This is a genomic window from Neobacillus sp. CF12 (assembly GCF_030348765.1).
GTDB lineage: Bacteria > Bacillota > Bacilli > Bacillales > Cytobacillaceae > Neobacillus.
In genome coordinates this window covers 5,675,189-5,695,007 of the sequence record NZ_JAUCEU010000007.1, presented here as the reverse complement: position 1 = coordinate 5,695,007, position 19,819 = coordinate 5,675,189, and the positions used below count along the sequence as shown (strand labels likewise).

The following is a 19,819-nucleotide window of genomic DNA, read 5'->3' as shown; positions in this document are numbered from 1 at the left end:
GATTAACTTCACTTAGACAATCGTCTAACTCATTTGCATAGTGATAAGCGTCTATTCGCAAAAGGCGCTTTTACTTTTATAGCATCGAATATAAGTTATCTTTTAAGCTTGAAAAAAGTACTGCAGTCAAACAAACGACAATAAAAAATAAATACAAGATTGCTTTATACATAGTATCTACCCCATTATTGTTTTATAGTCGTTTTTTACTCACAGTTTAATATTTTACAACGTTCAACCATAAGAAACAATATGAGATTATCATTTTCCGGGTAAATAATTGTGAAATTTTTGTTACAAATAATCGATGATCGAAGAAAACAGAGTTAACTGGGAAAATTAGCGTATTTCCTCTCTAAACGGTTCAGTCTGTTTTCTAGCTGCTGCCGAGGTTTTTGGATTGGAGCCTTTGTGTCCCCCACAATCTCCAAAGCAATTAGGCAATAATCTAAAGCAAGCTTGTAATCTTTTATCTTATGCTCATATATTTTTGCAACTTCTATACATGCCTCAATACTCAGTCGTGGATTTCTAGCGTCAGCTACCTCTAAAAATAAGGATAAACTAATATCCCAGTTTTGCTCTTTTTTAGATTGATAGGCTAATGCCAGCTTTGCTTGTAGAGAAGTAAAATCACTGCCATCTATAAGTTTCGTCAATACCTTTGCAGCCTCATCCTTTTCCCCTAATGAAGCGTACCACCTTCCGACTTCAAATGATTCTTTTCTTGTTCGGCTGTCATCCATCCCACAAAGTTGAAAGGTCAGATGGGTATATAATGTGACAAGAGATAATATATCAATTTCATTGTGTTTAATGATTCCAAGCATTCCATCCGGCTGTTTACTTTCAATGAAATCAAAATAAATCATTGGAGCTAAATAACCTGGTATATCATCTTCACGTTCGATACCTAAGACATCTTTTTCGACCACCGCCAATTTCAGCCGGTCCAATTTATGTTTCCATAGTCTCCTTGCTGCATGAAACAAATCAAAATGTCCAAAAGCAGGCAACTTTGGAACATGATCCCTTACAAGGGTATGCCTGGTTTTTACTTGCGGCCAATCAAAGGATTTTCCATTATAAGTGACTAATGTTTTATAGTTTACCTGCTCTAGAAAGCTTTGATATAAAGGAACTTCAGCCCCTGGATGCGGGAGAATATGCTGCCTTAAAACAAGATTTTCACCGATTACACTGGCGTATCCAAGTAAAAAAATCGTATTCCCTACTCCACCGCCAAGTCCTGTCGTTTCTGTATCAAAAAAGAATAATTCTTCCGCACGGTGCCCTTCTGCTGATAATGGATGACTAATTGGCTGCTTATTCCAGATTTCAACGGCTGTAAGGAAATCATGAAAAAAATAATGACCATGTTTTTGTGACAATGGATATTTTACTTCACGAATCAGGCAGTAATCCTTATCCAAAAAATAGGGGGTCACATTATCACTTTCCCATTTAGATAGAAAAGGTATCTCAATTCTTGTTGTCTCAGGAGAAGCATTATGGTGGTTAACTCCCTTTGCCCCCCCAGTTAAATGTGGTTTTAACCGATTCAATTTATTTTTCAATGACATTTCTGAACAACCTCATTTAATCGGAAGAATGTAAAAATGCGTCTATTATATTTAATGTATCATTTTTTGCGGACTCACTGACAGTATCTGTCCCGATACAGGATGGGCACCCGGTTTGACATTGACAGTGATCAATCATCTTTTTCGTTTCTGAAAATACTACATTCATACCTGAGTAAATTTTTTCACTTAATCCAATACCGCCAGGATAACGATCATAAAAGAATATAGTTGGCTTTTCATTATGATCTGCCTTCACCTGTGGTATTACATGAATATCTTGTGGATCTGCCATTACAAATAATGGAGCAATATTATTTAATGCATGTGCTGTGCCAACAAGACCCTGCTCTAATCTCTCATGCCCCATTTCGGCAAACGATTTATTTAATGAAATCCATGCAGCACTCGTGTGAAGTTCTTCTTCTGGAAGATGTATCGGTCCTGAACCAATATTTTCATGGGTCTCGAATTTGATTTTCTTAAAAATGGTTGCCATTGCTCTAACGCTGACATCTCCATAGCCAACTTCGGCGGATTCAAATCTATTAAGCTTGTCCTCTTCCAACACCTTTAGTTGTACAGCGAGGTTAGCGTCTGTAAAATAATCAACATCAACTTCCCGTACAAATGCCTTCTTTTCCTCCCAATCAAGTTTCTCCACTTGAAACTGTGTTCCTTGATGAAGATAGATTGCTTCATCATGCAGAAGCGTCATGGCTGAGAACCGATCCATTTCCCCAATCACCCTCGCATTAGCGATATCTGATTGGTCAACAATGATAACATTTTCCTGTGAAGCAGAACGCAAACTAATATTATGGGCTGGAAATGAATCATTCATCCAAAACCATTTATCACCGTTCTGATAAAGGATGCGTTCCTCTGTCAGATATTCAAGTAAATCCTCTGTTCCAACTTCCCCAAACTGCTCACCAACTTTAAAAGGAAGTTCAAATGCAGCACACTTCATATGATCAATTAATATAATCAAGTTATCAGGATTAATCCTTGCCGTCTCGGGGCTTTTATTAAAAAAATACTCTGGGTTTTGGATTATATATTGATCAAGTGGACTTGAACTTGCAACCATAATGACAAGTGCTTCCCCATGTCTTCTTCCCGCTCTCCCTGCCTGTTGCCAGGCACTAGAAATGGTTCCTGGATATCCCGTCATAATGCAAACCTGCAACTGACCAATATCGACTCCTAACTCCAACGCATTTGTACTGACAACACCATAGATATCTCCAGATCGCAGCCCTTTTTCAATTTTTCTTCTTTCTGTTGGTAAATAACCACCTCGGTAACCCATAATCGATTTAGGTCCTAATTGATTTTTCACCAATTCCTGTAGATACGTTAAAATAATTTCAACCCGAACTCTGCTTCTAGCAAAGACAATCGTTTGAATTTTATTTTTTAACAATTCACCTGCAATTTTCCGTACTTCAAGCGTTGCACTTCTTCTAATGTTTAATGGCTTATTAACAATTGGCGGATTATAAAAAAGAAAATGTTTCATACCACTTGGAGCACCATTATTATCTATCAGGACCATTTTTTCTTCCGTTAACTTTTGTGCTAGTTCGAGTGGATTCGCAATTGTTGCAGATGTACAGATAAAAACCGGATTGCTGCCATAGTAGGTGCAGATTCGTTTTAGCCTGCGAATGACATTGGCAACATGACTTCCAAAAACACCTCGATACGTATGAAGTTCATCAATGACAACGAATTTAAGATTTTCAAAGAGTGAAACCCATTTCGTGTGATGAGGAAGGATGGCTGAGTGAAGCATATCAGGATTTGTTATGACAACATGTCCAGCTTTACGGACTTTCTGACGTATATTTGCAGGTGTGTCACCGTCATAGGTATAACTATTGATATCAATACCTGCAGCCTGAATAATCTCATTGATTTCACTTTTCTGGTCCTGTGCAAGGGCTTTTGTCGGAAACATATAAAGTGCCCTAGCGTTCGGGTTGGATAAGATACTTTGTAAAACCGGAAGATTATAACACAGTGTTTTTCCTGAAGCAGTAGGTGTAACAGCTACAACACTTTTACACGCAATGATATTCTCATAGGCTGTTTTTTGGTGCGTATATAGCCTCTCTATTCCTTTACTTTTCAGTGAATCTCTTAATGCCGTATGAAGATTATCTGGAAGAGACACCGTTTGCGCTTCTTTTGCTTCTAATGTCTTCCAAGTTACTATATTTTCTTTGAAATTGTCATTGATTTTTAAATCAGCTAGAATTTCTTGTAGGTTTTTTTTTAGTTTCATGATATCACCTCATTACTTTTATTATAGCGAATAAACGTTCGCAAAAAAAGAATATTAAATATTATTTGTTTGTCTGTTACAATAGTATAAGATATTTTATTTCGTCTGTGGAGGTTAGCATGAGAATTGAGGATATTAAGAAGGTGCTTTCTGAGTTCATGCTTTTTAGGGAATTAGATGATTACGAACTAACAAAAATTGCCAATATTTCCATTGCAAGAGAATGGAAAAAGCAAAGTCATGTTTTTCTTCAAGGAGACCCGTTAGAAAATGTTTATTTTATTTATGACGGAAAAATCAAGGTATACAAAAGTGATATTCATGGAAAAGAGCAAATTGTTGCCATCATGAAAAAGGGTGAAATGTTTCCTCACGTAGGTTTCTTTAGAAAAGGCAGTTACCCTGCTTACGCCGAAGTCCTTGAACCTTCAACGCTTATTGCAGTACCTATTTCAAAATTTGAAAGTGTTCTCATTGAGTATCCCGAACTTAGCATTAAAGTATTTAAAGTGCTCGGAGAAAAGATTGTTGATTTACAGAATCGTTTAGAAGAACAAATCCTTAACAATACATATGAGCAAATAATCAAACTCCTCATTCGCCTTGGGCAAAAGCATGGAAAGGAATTAGAGGATGGGACGATTCTTCTTAAGTCTGAGTTTACCAACCGTGATTTGGCCAGTATGATTGGAACGACTCGTGAAACCATTAGCAGAACGCTGACAAAAATGAAAAAGGATGAACTAATTGAAGTAGATGACCATGGAAATATGCTCCTAGATATAGATGTCCTTCTTTCAGAAATTAATTTAATATAATGGAAAAACCGCAGCGGTTGGTAGCTGCGGTTTTTTCTATCTCGAATGAATGTCGAGCACAAACAATAGCCTAGTGCATATGATATGGTGAGAAAATTTGGAAAGTGAGGGAAAGCATGATGTCATCCGTGCCTCCAAGTGACCAAAATAATAATAAAAAAATGAAACCAGAGCAGTTTCGTGATATTTTTAGAACCATGAATGACTTAATTCATGAGAAACCAGTTAAGGGGTTTCTTCAATCCATTGACGAATTTTTCAGTAATCCATTTCCAAGTGGAGCTTTTCCTGTTCAAGTTCGGGAAAATGAGGATAATTACATTATTGCCGCAGAGTTGCCTGGGATAAAAAAGGAGCAAATACGTCTAAATATCTTACCAAATCAATTAACGATCTCAATTGAAAATAATGAAAGTGAAACAAAAGAAGATAGTAATAATCATATATTTCAAAAAAGAGTTTCACAGCAAAGGTTGTCCCGAACTATTTCATTACCTGTTATGATTAATGAAAAAATGGTTAAAGCCTCTTACCGCGATGGCCTACTTACCATTACCATTCCATTAGTTAGAGGAACAACGATAAATATTGAGGATTAAGGCTCAAAAAGTAACCTCAAATATTTTTCGACAAATCTCCAATAAGAAAGACGGCTTTCCGGCCGTCTTTCTACTTTTTTAAGCTTTAAATATTCCACCTAGCCCTTTGACCAACGAGGACACCTGTGTTACTGCATTTACCATTTGCCCCGCTGTATTGACCATTTTATTAACGTCTACTGTCCCATCCTGGGATTTAAATGAATTCATAAGAGATTGAATTCCCCCAGGTTGTTTCAGCATTCCACTTGATTTTGGATAAGGATTCATCACACTGTAGCCGTTCATTTGCTGCATATATGGATTTGGTGTCATTTCTTCCTTGGGCTGCAGTGGGTTTTGAAATAGGAATTGTGCATCCTTAGGAGGATAATACCCCGTTGGATTAGGCATTTGCAAAAGATTTCCACTAGGCTGAAAGGTCGATTCATATGGATGATATGGTGGTTGATATGGTTGTTGAAAGGACTGTTGAAAGTAAGGGTTGTGTTGTTGATATGGATACCATTCCATGCTTTGTTCTTCTTGGTAATGATATGGCTGATTACGTGGGACAGGTTGATAATGTGATTGATAATAACCTGGTTCCCTGTAATTCATTTGCCCCAAGTATCCATGATTTAAATAATAATTTGATCTATTTCTACCGTACATGGGCAAACATCTCCTCCGCGTTTTCATTACTACAAACTATGTTTCACGGATGGGAAGGGTGCATATTTTTCATATAGATGTCATGTCAAAATGCAGGGAATTTTGTCTAAAGTTTAAATATTTTAAAAACTAGGAATCCTTTTTTTTCATGTTACGATAAGAAAAAGATGAAGGAGGAGTTACATATGGACATTCGCTCACTTAAAAGCAAATTTAATCAAAGTCGGGACTATAGTACTGATGATGTAAATGCATTAATGGATTTTGCTAAGAAAGCTTATATTCACAACGAGATTAACATTAAAGAATATCGTCTTCTTGTTCGTGAGCTCGAAGCGCAAGGCGCTGTAATTCCTGACGATTATAAGGAAGACTCCCTCATCGAAAATTCATGAAATAAAAAAACAACGAGACAAGCCCTTTACAAAGAGATGCAAACTGCATCTCTATTTTAATTTTCTAATTCCCTTATTATCTCTAATAGGAAAAATTCGACTGTCCGATTTGCATTTAAAAATCTTGATTTGCTTGTTTTCGGAAAAAATGCCTGTATGGATAGTTGTTCTATATGATCTAAAGTGGTATCGATTTGTTTTAGATGAAGATGCTTTTGTGGACTATTTTTAAGCCAGTTCTTCATCAATGTACTCCATTCTTGCGAAGTACTCTTTACCTCATTTGCAAAAGGTAATATTACCGCATGAAAGTCATGTGTGGTCCCTTTCTCCCGAGCTTCCTCAAAGTATTCAAGAAATGACTGGTTATAATGTAGCAGCTTTTTTGTTAATTGGAGAATTTCCTCAGACATCGCCAGTTTTTCCTTTCTAGTTTAGTCTGTGTTAACTGGTCTGTTGATTTCGCTCCACTAAGGAAAGCTTCTTTGAATAAGCACCGAAGTGACAGGCGGTCTCTGCCTGTCACGAGGCACTTCGCTTTCCGCGGGCGGTTCGGGGAGCCTCCTCGGCGCTTAAGCACCTGCGGGGTCCCCCCTGCCCCGCCCTCCCGCAGGACATTGAATTAAATCCTCGAATTCGCCCACGCACGAAGAAAATGCGATAGCATTTTCGAGGAGTCTTCGTGCCTTCCGCGAAAATCATCAGAGTACCAAAATCACTATTTAGCATTAACACAGACTACAAAATAAAAAGCAGCTTTTAAAATAAAGCTACTCCATTTTTTCTATTTTTATTTTATCGGTTTTTAAAAGCCCATTTCAAGTTTTAGTGCTCTTGTTACTGAATTGCTATTTTCTGTTGCTGGGTTTATTCTATCTAATTCTTTTTCAAGCTTAGAGAGTCTTTGGACGGGTGCTGTTAATTTTTGTTGCTCCTCATTATTCATTTGCATGCGAAGGTCGGAGAAAGATGCTTCTAAAACAATCTCCAATTCTTCTAATTGATCATATATCTCTGTCAGCATAGAAAGCAGCTTTTCCTTTTCTGGCAATGACGAATTCATCAAATTAAGAACCTCCTCGCTTTTATATAATGTACTATTCTCTTTCTTTTTTAGGCTTCCTTCCCCTTTGACAAAACTAGAAGCTATTCGTCAAAGAAAGTGCAATTTGGCACTTATTCCCTTTCTATTCGACACTACCCTTATTTTCGCATGAAAAATAAAAAATCGAACAAGCTAAAAATGGAGGTGTTGATAATGTCAAAAAAGAAACAAAACAAAAAATCCGGTGCAACTCAAGCAGAAAATAAAGTTGGCTATGGAGATAAAAAGCTTGAAGGACCTAACCGTCCGGCTGAATAATGAACAGCAATAAGAAGCAAGGCGCATGCCTTGCTTCTTATATTTTCTTTATATGTGACGCTTTATGTAACGCCAGCATTAAATCCAACTGATTGGATTTTTCAAAGTACCAATCTGTTAAATGAATCGTATGGTGATGTCTTGCAGGGAAATGAAGCCATGCAGGGGAAATCACTCTCTCCTTGCTCCAATCCTCATATTGATAATGTTTATGTTCTATAATAGGAAAGGTGGCTCTTAATATCGGTGTTTTACGATTTGTCCTTGTTTTAAAATACTGTTCATAATCAAATCGCGATCCAGTATGCGGAGTTCTATCCGCAAACTCGAAAAATAATGGGAATAACCGTGGATGGGTCAAGATTCTTGCTAATCTTTTTCCAAGATTAATTCGTTTAGCAAGTGACTTAAAGCCATTTACACTTGCACCATATAATTCTCCCCCACATGTAGGAAAAAGGACAGAACTGAAATGGAGCCAATCTTGAACATTAAATATCCACGAACGGAAAACCCGCTTCCTGTAAACGGGATGCCCAATAACGGGTGCATGAATAACGTTTTGCTCATTGATGATTAACGAGGTTGTCAAACGCTCTCGATTTCCTTCCTTCCAGTACCTCTCCCATTCCCTTTGAATAAATCCCGAACATTTAAAGTATGGAAGGAGATGAAACATTGGACGCTTGATTTTCGTCGAATATTGATAGACGAGTAATTGAGGATAAACATCGTGGAAAATCAACCAATTGACTCGTTCAAAAGTAAGGAACAGGTCTTTTCTTGTACTTGGCTCTAAGATTTCTCGAAAGACATGTCCCTCTAAATCACACATATTCCATCCTCCATTCCTTGATACCATACTAGCAAGGAATGACCAAATAATATCGGGGTTCTTTTTAAAATAAGAGAAGTAGGCATTAGTCCTTGAAATATTGTCAAGATTCAATTTATCTGTTTCAGTTCTAATTTGACTGATGGTCTCAATCTCATGTATTGTAAGATGATTCATATTCATCAACGACTTTCGTAATAGGTAGTTTTTGAGAATGGGTGATTTATGTAAAATGAATCATGCACTTTTGTTACAGTCAAGGTACATTATCTATATTAGCGTTTGTTTTGTAATAAATTTTATACACCCTATAACGATTAGATTTGATATGATAAGTAATAGCAAAATGAGGTGCTTATCATGAATTTTAATTATCCAAACGGAAAAAGGTACATCCCTAAAAGTAATGAATTAGAGTCCAAAGAAAAGAAACAAGGCAACCATTCCTTTAGCAATAGAGGAATGACCCTCGAAGATGATTTGAACGATACGAATGATTATTACCGCGAGAGAAAAATTGCATGCATTCATAAAAAACCTACACCCGTTCAAATTGTCCAAGTAGATTACCCTAAAAGAAGCGCTGCTGTCATTAAAGAAGCATATTTTAAACAAGCTTCGACCACTGATTATAATGGTGTATATAAAGGCAGGTACATTGATTTTGAAGCGAAGGAAACAGCAAATACAACTTCTTTTCCATTGAAAAACTTTCATCAACATCAAATCGATCATATGCAGGAAGTTGTTTCACAGGGTGGCATTTGTTTTGTTATTCTCCGGTTTTCCAAGGTTGAACAAGTATATTTTTTAGAAGCAAAACACTTGTTTTCTTTTTGGGGAAGAATGCAAAATGGAGGCAGAAAATCAATTACGAAGGAAGAAATCGAGGAAATAGGTGTATACATTCCGCTTGGATTTCAACCCAGAATTGACTATATTAAAATAATCGATACTCTTTATCAATTATAGGAAGAAAGAAAAAAGTTTGATTGAAGTATGAAAGGAAGGAAATAATCATGGCAGAAGAATTTCAATCGAGAGAGGAGCGCCGAAAAAAACTCCAAAAATCCAAAGGAAAACAAAAAGCAAAGAAAAAACCTAGTGGGATTTTTAAGAAGATATTTTTATCACTTGTTGCCCTTGGAATTATTGGTATATTAACTGGCGTTGGAACCTTTGCTTATTTAGTAAAGGATACTCCAAAACTTGATCCGAAATTATTAAAAGATCCCATCTCCTCTAAAGTATTAGATAAAGATGGCGAACTAATTGCAGAAGTTGGTTCGGAAAACAGGGAATATGTAAACTATAAGGACATACCAAAACTACTTGAAGATGCCGTTTTAGCAGTAGAGGATGTACGATTTTATAAACACCATGGTTTGGACCCTATCCGCTTGGCTGGAGCCGTTGTAGCCAATTTCCGTGAAGGTTTTGGTTCTGAAGGCGCAAGCACGATTACACAGCAGGTCATCAAAAATTCGTTTTTAACTCCAGAGAAAACCTTGAAGCGAAAAGTACAGGAAGCATGGATGGCTTATCAGCTGGAACAAAAATATACAAAACATCAAATCTTTGAAATGTATGTCAACAAAGTCTATGTATCTCAAAACAGTCATGGACTCGCGACAGCTGCAAAAATCTATTATGGCAAAGAATTAAAAGAGCTTACCCTGCCAGAAGCTGCACAGCTAGCTGGAATGCCGCAAAGTCCTAATAATTACAATCCATTTAAGCATCCAGATTTAGCAGAAAAACGACGTAATATTGTTTTAATGCTAATGGAGCAGCATGGATATATCACGAAAGAACAAATGGATGAAGCAAAAAGCGTTCCGGTAACAGCTACATTAGTTAAAGTAGAGGATAGAGTTAGAGACGAAAAGCCATTTGATTCATTTGTCGACGCAGTAATTGAGGAAGTCGAGGATCAAGGAGACTTTGATATCTTCTCTGATGGGTTAACCATTCACACGACACTCGATAGAAATGCACAGTTACATGTGAATACTATTCTTAATTCAGATGAAGTCATAAACTATCCAGATGCTGAATTTCAAGCAGGAATTGCTCTTATTGATACCAAAACAGGTGAAATTCGTGCAATAGGCGGAGGACGAAACCAAGAGGTTAGCCGCGGCTTTAACTATGCAATTGATACAAAGCGTCAGCCTGGCTCAACGATAAAACCAGTACTTGATTATGCTCCTGCAATTGAATTTCTAAATTGGGGCACCTATCAAACGATTGATGATAAACCGATTAAGTATTCAACTGGTCAAGAGTTTGGTAACTGGGATGATAAGTATATGGGAGCAATTTCAATGCGGACTGCCTTGCAGTATTCTAGAAATACCCCTGCCGTTCAGGCACTTCAGCAGGTTGGTTTAGAAAAGGCAAAAGAATTTGCTATCAACTTAGGAATACCACTAAAGGAAATTTTTGAATCCTATGCGATTGGTGGTTTTGGAGGAAAAACAGTCGGTGTTTCACCTCTCCAAATGGCTGGAGCATATAGTGCATTTGGAAATAACGGAACGTATACGAAGCCATATGCAGTGAAAAAGATTGTACTAAGAGATGGTACTACCCTGGACACTGCACCAGAATCCAAGGTTGTCATGAAGGATTCTACTGCTTTCATGATTACAGATATGTTAAAGAGTGTTATGGTTTCTCCGGGTACTGGCACAGCAGCCAAAGTTCCAGGACTGCCGATTGCTGGTAAAACAGGTACTACCAATTATTCAGACCAACAAATGAAAGAATGGAATATTACAAGTAACAGGGTTGTCCCTGATGCATGGTTTACAGGGTACACAACTAACTATACCGCATCCGTTTGGACGGGTTATTCCAATCTAAAAACCCCTATTCAACCGGGGGCTGATCAAAAAATCGCACAATTAATCTTTAAGAATTTAATGGAATATATGTCAAAGGATATCCAGACGCCTGATTTCCCTGTTCCAGATAGCGTCCAAAAGGTTAGGATTGAAAAGGGGTCAAAACCGCCAGCATTAGCAAGTGATTTTACTCCAAATAGCGAGGTTATTATTGAGTATGCCGTGAAAGGTCATGCACCAAAAACAGTGTCAGAGAAATTTAACAAAATTAATGGTCCTAGCAATCCAAAAGCTATCTATGATGCAGAAAAAAATGTCATAACCCTGACATGGGATTATAGCAATCCTGAAAATGCCTCCGTTCAATTCGAGGTTACAGTTTCAGATGGTGTAAAACCACAAACATCAACACTTTCAGAAAGAGTTGTTACGCTTCAAAATCCGACACCAGGCACAAAGTATAGTATTACAATCATTGCGATTATTGATGGCAAGAGAAGTGACCCTGTCACAACCACAGTCGACATTCCTTTGCCGCAACAGGAAGATGAAAATGATGAAGGTAATGGCAATGGTAATGGGAACGGTAATGGGAACGGCAACGATGAAGGTGATGGCGGTGGAGACGGTAATGGTGAGGAACCTGAATCCACAGAGCCTGGGAATGGTAATGGAAACGGTAATGGGAGCGGTAATAGTAATAGAAGTAGTTAAGAAACCTAAGAAAAGCGTCTAGCCCTTTTGGCTTAGACGCTTTTTTACAATATTCTTTTTTGCATATAATTTTTCTTGTTCCATCATTAACTCAGAAAGTTGACGGTAAGAATGAAACAAATTGGGTCTATTAATAATAAAGCCTAATCTTTCATCAAGATTAACTGGGATGATCTCTAAAGAGTCTAATGGTTTAAGTTCTTTTACCTTAACATGACTATCATTGGACCAAAATAAAAATAGGAGAAACAAACCAATTCCTTTATTCATCACATGCAGTGTGTTTTTTTTATCACGGTTTCGATAAAGAATCTCAAGTTCAGCTTTTATCGTTTTCCATTCAGTTAAAAGGAGTGTAATTGAGTCACTACTATTTTTTGTTGTAACTTCTAACTGTAATTCCTCTAAAAAAGGGATGATTAGTTGATTATCCATTCACGACTTCCCTACCCTTCATTCTCTTTTTCCCTTCCCTGCACACCTCTAATAATGGGCAGGTTGGACATTGTGGGTTTTGGGCTTTACAATGGTACCGTCCAAAGAAAATCAATCTGTGATGGGTATCAGACCACTCTTCCTTTGGTACCTTCTTCATTAAAGTCTTTTCCACTTCGAGAACAGAATCCTTCCATCGACATATTCCAAGGCGCTTAGTTACTCTCTCCACATGTGTATCCACTGCGATAGCAGGTATGTTATAAGCGACAGACACCACAACATTTGCCGTTTTTCTGCCTACACCTGGCAGTTTGGTTAATTCATCACGGTCCCTCGGTACAATACCATCATATTCATCAAGTAACAGGCGGCACAGGCTTTGAATATTCTTGGCCTTATTTCTAAAAAGTCCAATGGAACGAATATCATTTTGCAGCTCCTCTAAAGGTACACGTAAATAATCCTCTGGTGTTCTGTATTTTACAAATAAATCCTTTGTTACTTTGTTTACAAGGACATCTGTACATTGGGCAGATAATGCCACTGCAATCACGAGTTCAAAGGGATTTGAATGGGTAAGTTCACAATGTGCGTCCGGAAACATTTCGCCCATTTTATCTAAACAAAAACGAATTTGTGTATTGTTTAACATAATAATTTTCACCTGCCAAATAGTTATAAATGGAAACAAACGAGAGGAAATTCCCTCCCGCTTAATAGGTTTTATTGCTCAAGCCAATTATAGAAGGGTCCAGTATTGGTTGTAGACGTTTGAGTGTCTTGAGCAGTTCGATTAGGTGTTTGCTTTTGACGGAATTTTCGTCCATGATTTTTCGCCTGTTCAATTGTTTTAATGCCGTTCTTTTTCCATTCAAAAAGAATCCTGTCAATATAGCGGAAATTTAACTTTCCCGACATGACCGATTCTCGCAATGCTGCCTTTATGATAATGGGATCATGGTGGTCATCATCCATCCACATTGCGAGTGATTCACACTCAAATGGGGATAAGGGACGACCGAATTCCTTCTCAAAGCATGTGTAAAGATCACTTTCGTCTGCTTTTTTGCTAACTTCTTGAGTATGTTTATTTTTCATTAAAAACTGTTCTACCAGTCGTTCCCACAAGGGCTCTACAGAGTATTTCTCAAACCGAATTCCTTCTGTTGAATATTCATCTATTATTTGAATAAATCCTTTTTGAATTAATCTGCGCAGCATTTCGTTGCATTCTGAAATCGTAATCGTCATTCGCGAGGAAAGCTCTTCTGGGGTAGGGAAGTCCTTTCCCTTTTCTATAAAAGAGATAATATTTAATAAAAGAACAAGCTCATATTCATTAAGATTCATATTTCGGTACTCAGAAAATAATACAGCAGGAACCGTTATATTACCTTCCTGAAGCCATGATAATATATTTGTTTTCATTCTTTACGACACCTCTTGCTTAGTATAACATGAACAACCTCTTACAGTAAGAGGATTGAAATATCCAGATATTATTAGAAAAGCAAAAAGCCTGCAAATGCAGACTTTCTCCTAGAAAACCAATATTTTATGCTTGACGTTTTGATTCAACAAAATCCTTTATTCTTGCTACTGCTTTTTCTAGCAGGTCTAGAGACGTTGCATATGAAAGACGAATATTATCGGGAGTACCAAACCCTGAACCTGGGATGACTGCTACCTTCGCTTCAACAAGCAGCGCTTCAACAAATGCATCCACATCTTGGTATCCTGAAATTTGCGCAGCGCCTTTTGCGTTTGGATATAAATAAAATGCACCTTGAGGCTTGACGCAGGTAAAGCCTGGAATTGAAACTAACTTATCGTATATCACTTCTAATCGATGTTCAAACGCCTGACGCATTTCTTCAACTGGCTCTTGCGGGCCATTATAGGCCGCAATAGAAGCATACTGAGCAGTGGTTGTTGGATTTGAAGTACTATGACTCGCTAGGTTAGTCATTGCCTCTATAATCTCCCTGTTTCCTGCAGCATATCCAATCCGCCATCCTGTCATGGAATGTGATTTAGAAACTCCATTGATAACAATTGTCTGCTCCTTTAACTCCGGAGAAAGCTGTGCAATTGATACATGCTTATGTTCACCATAAATGAGTTTTTCATAAATTTCATCAGATACAATTAAAATATCTCTTTTAAGGCATAATCTGCCTAATTCCTGCAGTTCCTCAGCGGAATAAATAACACCTGTAGGATTACTTGGCGAATTGATGATAACGGCTTTTGTTTTCTCCGTAATCACCGCTTCTAATTGGTCAGGTGTAATCTTAAATTGCTGTGACTCTAATCCCTCCACGTAAATCGGAATACCACCCGCTAATTTAACTTGTTCAGGATAGCTAACCCAGTAAGGAGTTGGGATGATAACTTCGTCACCTTCATTTAAGAGAACTTGAAACAGCGTATATAAAACATGTTTTGCTCCGTTCCCTACAATGATTTCATTTGGTTTATAAGTAAGACCTTGGTCTCTTGCTAATTTTTCAATGATTGCAGCCTTTAAAGCTGGCAGGCCTGCAGAAGGAGTGTACTTCGTATGTCCTTCATTCATGGACCGTACAGCCGCGTCTAAAATATGCTGCGGAGTGTTATAATCGGGCTCACCCGCACCTAATCCAATTACATCTTCGCCCTGTTCTTTTAATTCTTTTGCCTTTGCTGTAATCGCTAAGGTTGTTGACGGTGTAAGCGCCATTACTCTGTTTGCTAAATTTACCACCATTTTTTATTCCTCCTGCTCCAATGAAACTATAAATTTTCGATTTTTTTTAGCCATTCACCTGTTTTAAAATGTACATAATAATAATTTATTAAATTATTTTCAGAACGGTAATAAATTTCCCATAATGGGATATTATTTTCCATTCCTAATTTTACAGAGATAATCTTTTGTGGACTTTTTTCATCCAACAATCTTTGAACAGCATCCTCTTTAGATATACCATTTTTCCGTTTGTCCCAGATTACTTTTTTACTCTTTTCTGGAATCCATACGATGATATTTTCACCCTTATTATTTTTCCCCTCAAGGACACTAACAGTCTCATTTCCATGATAGATATGGAAATCCTCTACTTCACTTAACTTGACCTTTTCATTTGCCAAAGAAACTGCCTTTTCTTCAGCAGCCTTTAGAGGCTCTTGGGCACTTGCATATACTTTAATAAATACCCCAACACAAATAACGATAATTAATACTAGAAATAAAATAATTTTTTTCATTGTACTCCACTTCTTCCAGCTACGGCTCCTAACTCTTCGGTGGTTTCAATCCGTCAAAGGTGGACAGTCGCCTTCGCTTTACATCTTTATGTACGATAAATGGTAAAAACTGCTTTACTTTGATCTTCTTGGTCAAGTGCCAATCCGAACATCAAGTCCTGTTGTTTTAATGTTCGATTGAGAGCATCAACAATTTTATATAAGTCCGGACTATGCTGAAGTTTTACAGTGGAGAGGACTTCTATCTTTGACTCCATACTATTCCTCCTTTATCTCTTTAAAGCAATAATATCAGCTATAGTCTTCCTTTTCTACTGGAAAGGTGAATACTTCATAGTTATTTTCAGTAAATTTAATTGTAATTGTACCATGTTTTTTTGTAAAAAAGACTTCTGACCATGTATCCTGCAAGTCATAGATGATATCAGGGTCGGGTTGATGTTCCTCGGATTCAAAGAGAATCGAAATTTGTGGGTTCACATACTGAATCAACTTCTCCGATAAAGAATCTTCCTTAGCCCAGTTAGGTACCTTAAAAATTGTAACGTCATCTAGGTTTTTCGTTAATAATTTCTCTTCCACTCGTTGACTAGAGGATGTCATCAAAAATAGACGATGCTTAAAAAATTGCAGCGTAAAATCTATCCCCTCATTCTTTTCTCTTCCTGCAAAAAGAACCTCTGCAGATAAATCAGGAAATAGGACCTGTGTTGTCCCTTCTTTCCAAGGAACTATTTCTACTTCTGTAATTCCAGATAATTCATTTGCAATTTCAGGTGTTGAGATCAATTGCCTAACTTTATATTGTGAAATAATTTGTGTAAGTTCATCAACAAATAGATTTTGAGTATCTGTGATGATTATGGTTGAAATTTCTTTCACACCATATGTCCCCAGCACTTCCCGTAATTCCTCACTTGTTTCTTCTCCACCGGTATTAACCAAAATATTTTCTCCAGTGGAACCTTGAATAAGGGTCGCCTCACCGTCATCTAATCCCAGAAAAGTAACAGCAATCTCATGGTCTTTCAAATTTAAATCGACACTTTCCACATTACCATATTCTAAAGAAGAGGCACTTCCGATCGAAGTCAATTGAAAAAAGATTGCTGCTACAAGTAATAATTTTCTCATACACATACCTCCATACTATTAGGATGTGTAATTTTCCCAATTTTCATTATAGCCATTTATAAATTATTTCAACTAATTCGTCAATATTTCCCTTTTTCATAGGGACGTTTGGAATAGACTTCAAAAAATCCTTGCCGTATTTTGCAGAAATAATCCTTTTATCAAACACTATCAATATTCCCCGATCTTTTTCCGTGCGAATTAGTCGTCCAAACCCCTGTTTAAATCTAAGAATCGCTTCAGGTAACGAATACTCCATAAAAGCATTTCCACCCTGCTGTTTGATTACCTGACACTTTGCCTCTGTTAATGGTTCGTCTGGAGGACTAAATGGCAGCCTGACAATAATCAGACAGGATAAATCCTCCCCTGGAATATCTACACCTTCCCAAAAGCTGCTTGTCCCTAGTAGTATTGCTTTTTCATAACGTTGGAAATTCCTCGTAAGTCTTGAGCGACTGCCGCTTGTAATCCCTTGGGCTATCATTGCATAATCATTAAGAAATCCACTTTCTTTAATAAGTTCATATGTTTTCCTTAACATGTCGTGAGCCGTAAAGAGAATCAGCATTCTACCTTTGGTTGCCTCTGCAATCGTTATAATATGCTCCGTAATTCCAATGACATAATCCTCTAGACTTGATGCATTTACTTCTGGCAAATCTTCAGGTATTAATAGCTGAACCTGTTTTTTATAATCAAAAGGTGAAGGGATGGTCATGGTCAGAGTAGTTTCTTTCCCAAGCCCAATTTCCTTTATCATGTAGTCAAACGAATTATTGACCGTAAGGGTAGCAGAAGTTAGAACAACCCCTTTTTTTATTCTAAAAAATCTTTCTCTTAGTGAAGCCGCAACAAAAGCAGGCTGGGCATAGAAGGTGGTTACATTCTGTTGTGAACGGAAGTCAATCTCAATCCATTTAACATCATTAGAATCTTTAATAAAGCATTCTTGAACGGTAGTTCGCAGTTCTTCTAGTTCGTTGCTGAATGATATGATTTCCTCCATTTTTCCTTTTTGCTTACTTGATAAGGATTCCTTATTTTTCTTAATAATCTCCAAACGCTCGGAGATTGAACCCTGTAAATCCTTCAATAAAAAGGCAAACCTCTCGGCACTATGTACGAGTGCATTTTTTTCTTTCCCGCCATTGTCCTTTGTAAAACGCACTTTCGCCCGATTTGTACCTCTTCTTTCACCGGTTTTTGATTTGGCATATAGAGCTGTTAGCTTAAAAAACTCGTCCATTTCATAGGATAGATCTGCTGCCAATTGATTGATTGTTCCGGTTGGCGTTAAATCTTCTTTGTTTGGATTAAGAACGTCTAGAATCAATTCTAGCTGATGAAATAGTAGTCGCTGCTCATATTGACCAAATTGACTTAATAGCAACCGAGTTGTGAGGTAATCTAATGTGCGGCCAAAATATTGACTTGCTACCTTTTCAAAATGATGTGCTTCATCAATAATCGCATAATCAAAGTCTGGTAAAAAAGTTTTCTCAGCCGATAGATTGCTTAATAGCAAAGAATGATTCGTAATGATAATATCTGCATTCTGGGCCTCGTTCTTAGCTCTTAAATAAAAATCTCTCTCCAGCCAAAGTTTATTCACCGCAAAGATTGTTTGTTCATTCTTGATTTTATTCCAAAAGATATTTCCGCCGCTAGATAAATTCAACTCATCACGATCTCCGGTATTTGTTTCCGTTAGCCATACGAGAATTTGCATTTTTGTCAATGTAGTATCGTAATTATCATTTTCCTCTAGTAAGGAAAGTGCAAATTTTTCTAAACTAATATAATGATTCCTGCCTTTTAGCAGTACGGATTTCACATCGAATGGGAGAATCTTTGCTAATAAGGGTATTTCATTTTGAATGAGTTGCTCTTGAAGCTGGATAGTATGTGTACTTACTACAACAGGAAGCCTATTCTGCTTTGAAAAATAAGCAATGGGCAGCAAATAACCTAGGGATTTGCCGACACCTGTTCCTGCCTCAATAAGTGTATGCTTTTCAGAATGGAAGGCTTGGTAAACCCCGTCCATCATTTGAAATTGTCCGATTCTATTTTCATAGGATGTAAAACCACTTTTTACCATCTCTATCTTTTCTTCTTTGCTGGTCGGATAATTGTAACCATCCTGATATTGTTTATTAGTTGATTGATTGGGCGTTTTTTTCAAGGCAAGTGTATTGCATATTTCAAGTGTATCATGCCAATTCTCGAAACTTGAATCTATCTCCGAAATGATTTCATCAATTAACAGTTGTAAATCGCTCTTTAGTCCTCCCGAAAGCTGAGAAAGCTGAGTAAGCGTCAAAATAGGTAATTGAGATAATCGATTTACAAGGATTAGAAAAAGCTCAGCAGTAACCTGTGCATCGCTGTCTGCCTGATGTGGCCGATCATGTTGCAGGTCTTCTCTAACTGCTAGGTCAGATAGCTTATAGCCGTCAGCAGTAGGAAAAATGATTCTTGCCATTTCAACTGTGTCTAGGACTGATCCATAAAAGCCCTCAAATCCAGCTTGAATTAATTCTTCCTGTAAAAATGACAAATCAAATAGCACATTATGAGCAACAAAATAAGCTCCCTCTAATAATTCGTTAACCTTTGGGGCTATTTCTGCAAATAATGGGGCATCCTTCACCATCTTATCCTCTAAGCCAGTCAATTCTTCAATAAAAGTAGGGATTGACCTTTGTGGATTAATTAGAGACGAGAAACTTTCCGTGATTTTTCCGTCTTCAATGACCACAGCGGCAAATTGGATTATTTTATCCCCTTTTTTGGGGTTATTTCCTGTAGTTTCTAAATCAACTACAACAAATTTATTCTTCATTCCATATAACACCTCATACCTTCATTAAAACGGTATCATAAAAAAAG

General features: G+C 37.3%; 19 protein-coding genes. 5 read left to right on the top strand and 14 right to left on the bottom strand.

The window, feature by feature from the left end; all coding sequences use genetic code 11:
• Nucleotides 1-326: 326 nt before the first annotated feature.
• Nucleotides 327-1,583, bottom strand: a complete 1,257-nt coding sequence (locus QUG14_RS27390; RefSeq protein ID WP_289343624.1) for a ribonuclease H-like domain-containing protein — start codon at nt 1,581-1,583, stop codon at nt 327-329.
• 16 nt (nt 1,584-1,599) lie between these two features.
• Nucleotides 1,600-3,876 (bottom strand): DEAD/DEAH box helicase, encoded by a 2,277-nt coding sequence (locus QUG14_RS27385; protein WP_289343623.1) that lies wholly within the window; start codon nt 3,874-3,876, stop codon nt 1,600-1,602.
• 119 nt (nt 3,877-3,995) lie between these two features.
• Between QUG14_RS27385 and QUG14_RS27380 the strand changes: the two genes are divergently transcribed.
• Both QUG14_RS27380 and QUG14_RS27375 read left to right on the top strand, forming a co-directional pair.
• On the top strand, nt 3,996-4,694 hold the full coding sequence (locus tag QUG14_RS27380; protein WP_289343622.1) for a Crp/Fnr family transcriptional regulator: 699 nt from the start codon (nt 3,996-3,998) through the stop codon (nt 4,692-4,694).
• 116 nt (nt 4,695-4,810) lie between these two features.
• Nucleotides 4,811-5,293: an Hsp20/alpha crystallin family protein gene (locus QUG14_RS27375; RefSeq protein WP_353961095.1), complete on the top strand. Its 483-nt coding sequence runs from the start codon at nt 4,811-4,813 to the stop codon at nt 5,291-5,293.
• A gap of 78 nt (nt 5,294-5,371) precedes the next feature.
• Here the strand turns inward: QUG14_RS27375 and QUG14_RS27370 are convergent, their stop codons facing one another.
• The gene (locus QUG14_RS27370) at nt 5,372-5,947 is read right to left on the bottom strand and encodes a YppG family protein (RefSeq protein ID WP_289343621.1); all 576 of its coding nucleotides are present in this window, start codon (nt 5,945-5,947) and stop codon (nt 5,372-5,374) included.
• A gap of 185 nt (nt 5,948-6,132) precedes the next feature.
• Here QUG14_RS27370 and yppF point away from each other — a divergent pair, with 185 nt between their 5' ends.
• Nucleotides 6,133-6,342 carry a YppF family protein gene (yppF, locus tag QUG14_RS27365; RefSeq protein ID WP_289343620.1) on the top strand — a complete coding sequence of 70 codons (210 nt, stop codon included), beginning with the start codon at nt 6,133-6,135 and terminating at the stop codon, nt 6,340-6,342.
• A 56-nt stretch (nt 6,343-6,398) separates the two neighbouring features.
• Here yppF and QUG14_RS27360 read toward each other — a convergent pair whose 3' ends face one another.
• The 3 genes from QUG14_RS27360 to QUG14_RS27350 all read right to left on the bottom strand — a co-directional run bounded on the left by QUG14_RS27360 (nt 6,399) and on the right by QUG14_RS27350 (nt 8,717).
• On the bottom strand, nt 6,399-6,755 hold the full coding sequence (locus QUG14_RS27360) for a DUF1798 family protein (protein WP_289343619.1): 357 nt from the start codon (nt 6,753-6,755) through the stop codon (nt 6,399-6,401).
• A gap of 392 nt (nt 6,756-7,147) precedes the next feature.
• Nucleotides 7,148-7,405 (bottom strand): hypothetical protein, encoded by a 258-nt coding sequence (locus tag QUG14_RS27355; RefSeq protein WP_289343618.1) that lies wholly within the window; start codon nt 7,403-7,405, stop codon nt 7,148-7,150.
• 337 nt (nt 7,406-7,742) lie between these two features.
• On the bottom strand, nt 7,743-8,717 hold the full coding sequence (locus tag QUG14_RS27350; protein ID WP_289344251.1) for a DUF2515 family protein: 975 nt from the start codon (nt 8,715-8,717) through the stop codon (nt 7,743-7,745).
• A gap of 183 nt (nt 8,718-8,900) precedes the next feature.
• Here QUG14_RS27350 and recU point away from each other — a divergent pair, with 183 nt between their 5' ends.
• Both recU and QUG14_RS27340 read left to right on the top strand, forming a co-directional pair.
• Nucleotides 8,901-9,512 carry a Holliday junction resolvase RecU gene (gene recU / locus QUG14_RS27345; protein ID WP_289343617.1) on the top strand — a complete coding sequence of 204 codons (612 nt, stop codon included), beginning with the start codon at nt 8,901-8,903 and terminating at the stop codon, nt 9,510-9,512.
• Nucleotides 9,513-9,559: 47 nt separating this feature from the next.
• Nucleotides 9,560-12,103: a penicillin-binding protein 1A gene (locus tag QUG14_RS27340; RefSeq protein WP_289343616.1), complete on the top strand. Its 2,544-nt coding sequence runs from the start codon at nt 9,560-9,562 to the stop codon at nt 12,101-12,103.
• Between the two features lie 18 nt (nt 12,104-12,121).
• Here QUG14_RS27340 and QUG14_RS27335 read toward each other — a convergent pair whose 3' ends face one another.
• The 8 genes from QUG14_RS27335 to dinG form a co-directional block, all read right to left on the bottom strand.
• The gene (locus QUG14_RS27335; RefSeq protein WP_289343615.1) at nt 12,122-12,538 is read right to left on the bottom strand and encodes a YpoC family protein; all 417 of its coding nucleotides are present in this window, start codon (nt 12,536-12,538) and stop codon (nt 12,122-12,124) included.
• Nucleotides 12,531-13,193, bottom strand: coding sequence for an endonuclease III (gene nth / locus QUG14_RS27330; RefSeq protein ID WP_289343614.1), 663 nt, complete (start codon nt 13,191-13,193; stop codon nt 12,531-12,533). The genes QUG14_RS27335 and nth overlap by 8 nt, the downstream gene beginning before the upstream one ends.
• A 71-nt stretch (nt 13,194-13,264) precedes the next feature.
• Entirely contained in the window at nt 13,265-13,969 is a 705-nt protein-coding gene (locus QUG14_RS27325) for a DnaD domain-containing protein (RefSeq protein ID WP_289343613.1), read from the bottom strand.
• Nucleotides 13,970-14,096: 127 nt separating this feature from the next.
• Nucleotides 14,097-15,290: a pyridoxal phosphate-dependent aminotransferase gene (locus QUG14_RS27320; protein ID WP_289343612.1), complete on the bottom strand. Its 1,194-nt coding sequence runs from the start codon at nt 15,288-15,290 to the stop codon at nt 14,097-14,099.
• 26 nt (nt 15,291-15,316) lie between these two features.
• Nucleotides 15,317-15,790: a cell wall elongation regulator TseB-like domain-containing protein gene (locus QUG14_RS27315; protein WP_289343611.1), complete on the bottom strand. Its 474-nt coding sequence runs from the start codon at nt 15,788-15,790 to the stop codon at nt 15,317-15,319.
• An 86-nt stretch (nt 15,791-15,876) separates the two neighbouring features.
• Entirely contained in the window at nt 15,877-16,047 is a 171-nt protein-coding gene (locus QUG14_RS27310) for a YpmA family protein (RefSeq protein WP_289343610.1), read from the bottom strand.
• Nucleotides 16,048-16,081: 34 nt separating this feature from the next.
• On the bottom strand, nt 16,082-16,924 hold the full coding sequence (locus QUG14_RS27305) for a ComEC/Rec2 family competence protein (RefSeq protein ID WP_289343609.1): 843 nt from the start codon (nt 16,922-16,924) through the stop codon (nt 16,082-16,084).
• A 46-nt stretch (nt 16,925-16,970) separates the two neighbouring features.
• Nucleotides 16,971-19,772: an ATP-dependent DNA helicase DinG gene (gene dinG, locus QUG14_RS27300; protein WP_289343608.1), complete on the bottom strand. Its 2,802-nt coding sequence runs from the start codon at nt 19,770-19,772 to the stop codon at nt 16,971-16,973.
• Nucleotides 19,773-19,819: the final 47 nt, after the last annotated feature.